Origin of the sequence: Micromonospora deserti (assembly GCF_003236335.1) — a bacterium.
Taxonomy (GTDB): domain Bacteria; phylum Actinomycetota; class Actinomycetes; order Mycobacteriales; family Micromonosporaceae; genus Micromonospora; species Micromonospora deserti.
This window is the reverse complement of the sequence record NZ_POUB01000468.1, coordinates 1-2,162: the sequence shown is the minus strand read 5'-3', so window position 1 is coordinate 2,162 and position 2,162 is coordinate 1. Positions and strand designations below refer to the sequence as shown.

Annotated in this window: 1 protein-coding gene; it reads left to right on the top strand. The window is 70.2% G+C overall.

Annotated features, from left to right (window positions below; all coding sequences use genetic code 11):
- The first annotated feature begins 245 nt into the window (after window positions 1–245).
- Window positions 246–1,997, top strand: a complete 1,752-nt coding sequence (gene leuA / locus C1I99_RS31205; RefSeq protein ID WP_111137723.1) for a 2-isopropylmalate synthase — start codon at window positions 246–248, stop codon at window positions 1,995–1,997.
- The last annotated feature ends 165 nt before the right edge of the window (window positions 1,998–2,162 follow it).

The following is a 2,162-nucleotide window of genomic DNA, read 5'->3' as shown; positions in this document are numbered from 1 at the left end:
AGATGCGTATAAGAGACAGCTCCTTCCCACCCCGCGTCTCACCACGTAGGGTGACCTTGTCATGTGGCAGGCGCACCTCCTCCTTGGTCGCCGCGACGGGGCCTGACCGGCCGGCACCTCGTCGCGGAGTTGAACCGCGCCGTCCAGCACATCCGAACTTCCTCTCGGCACCGCCCGGGCACCGTGGCCCGGCCTCGCCGACACCTTCCGATTGCTGACGCCACATGCCCAGGGAGCATTCCGCCATGGCTCAACCAGCCACCGATGCTGAGACCGATCCGATCGCCCGGCAGCGCCCCAGCCGGATGCCGTACCGCCGTTACCAGCCGTACCAGCAGCAGTTCCGGATCGACCTGCCGGACCGCACCTGGCCGACCCGGCACGTCGGGGCCGCGCCCCGCTGGTGCGCGGTGGACCTGCGCGACGGCAACCAGGCGCTGATCGACCCGATGTCCCCGGAGCGCAAGCGCCGGATGTTCCAGCTGCTCGTGCAGATGGGCTACAAGGAGATCGAGGTCGGCTTCCCGTCCGCCAGCCAGACCGACTTCGACTTCGTCCGGCAGCTGATCGAGCAGGGCCTGATCCCGGAGGACGTCACCATCCAGGTGCTCACCCAGTGCCGGGAGCACCTGATCGAGCGCACCTTCGAGTCGCTGCGCGGCGCGCGGCGGGCGATCGTGCACTTCTACAACTCCACCTCGACGCTGCAGCGCCGGGTGGTCTTCGGACTGGACCGGGACGGCATCACCGACATCGCCACCACCGGCGCCCGACTCTGCCAGAAGTACGCGGAAATCCACACCCCGGACACCGACATCCACTACGAGTACTCCCCCGAGTCGTACACCGGCACCGAGCTGGAGTACGCGCTGGAGGTCTGCGCCAAGGTCATCGAGGTGGTCGACCCGACCCCGGACCGGAAGCTGATCGTCAACCTGCCCGCCACCGTCGAGATGGCGATGCCGAACGTCTACGCCGACTCGATCGAGTGGATGCACCGGCACCTGCCCCGGCGGGACAGCCTGGTGCTCAGCCTGCACCCGCACAACGACCGGGGCACCGGCGTGGCCGCCGCCGAGCTGGGCCTGCTGGCCGGCGCCGACCGGATCGAGGGCTGCCTGTTCGGCAACGGCGAGCGCACCGGCAACGTCGACCTGGTGACGCTGGGGCTGAACCTGTTCTCCCAGGGCATCGACCCAATGATCGACTTCTCGAACATCGACGAGGTCAAGCGGGCCGTCGAGTACTGCAACCAGCTGCCGGTGCACGAGCGGCACCCGTACGCGGGCGACCTGGTCTACACCGCCTTCTCCGGCTCCCACCAGGACGCGATCAAGAAGGGCTTCGACGCTCTCGCCGTGGACGCGGCGGCGGCCGGGGTGCCGGTCGACCAGCACGCCTGGGCGGTGCCGTACCTGCCGATCGACCCGAAGGACCTGGGCCGCACCTACGAGGCGGTCATCCGGGTCAACTCGCAGTCCGGCAAGGGCGGCGTCGCGTACGTCATGAAGACCGAGCACCAGCTCGACCTGCCGCGCCGACTCCAGATCGAGTTCTCCGGGGTGGTCCAGCAGGTCACCGACCACAACGGCGGCGAGGTCGACCCGGCCACCATGTGGGAGATCTTCGCCCGCAACTACCTGCTCGACCACCAGGTCGACCCGGCGCTCACGCTGACCGGCTACACCATCGGCACGGCGGAGGGCAAGGTCGAGATCGAGGCCCAGGTCGGTCTCGGCGGCGAGCACCGGTCGCTGACCGCGGTCGGCAACGGCCCGATCGACGCGTACGTCAACGCGCTCCAGTCGGTGGACGTGGGCGTACGGGTCCTCGACTACCACGAGCACGCCCTCTCCTCCGGCGGCGACGCCCAGGCGGCGGCCTACGTCGAGTGCGAGGTCGACGGCCGCACGGTCTGGGGTGTGGGCACCGACGCCAACATCGTGACCGCCTCGATCAGGGCGGTCACCAGCGCCGTCAACCGCGCCCGCGGCTGACCCGCGGCACGTCCCGGCGCGGTCGGGTGCCGCCGGAGTCAGCTCCGGCACCCGGCCGCGCCGGCCGCCGGCCCCGCCGTGGCGGGACCCCGCCGATCGCCGGTCAGGCCGGCGTGCGCCGCTCCGGCGGGGTGGACGCTGTCGCTTATACACATCTGACGCTGC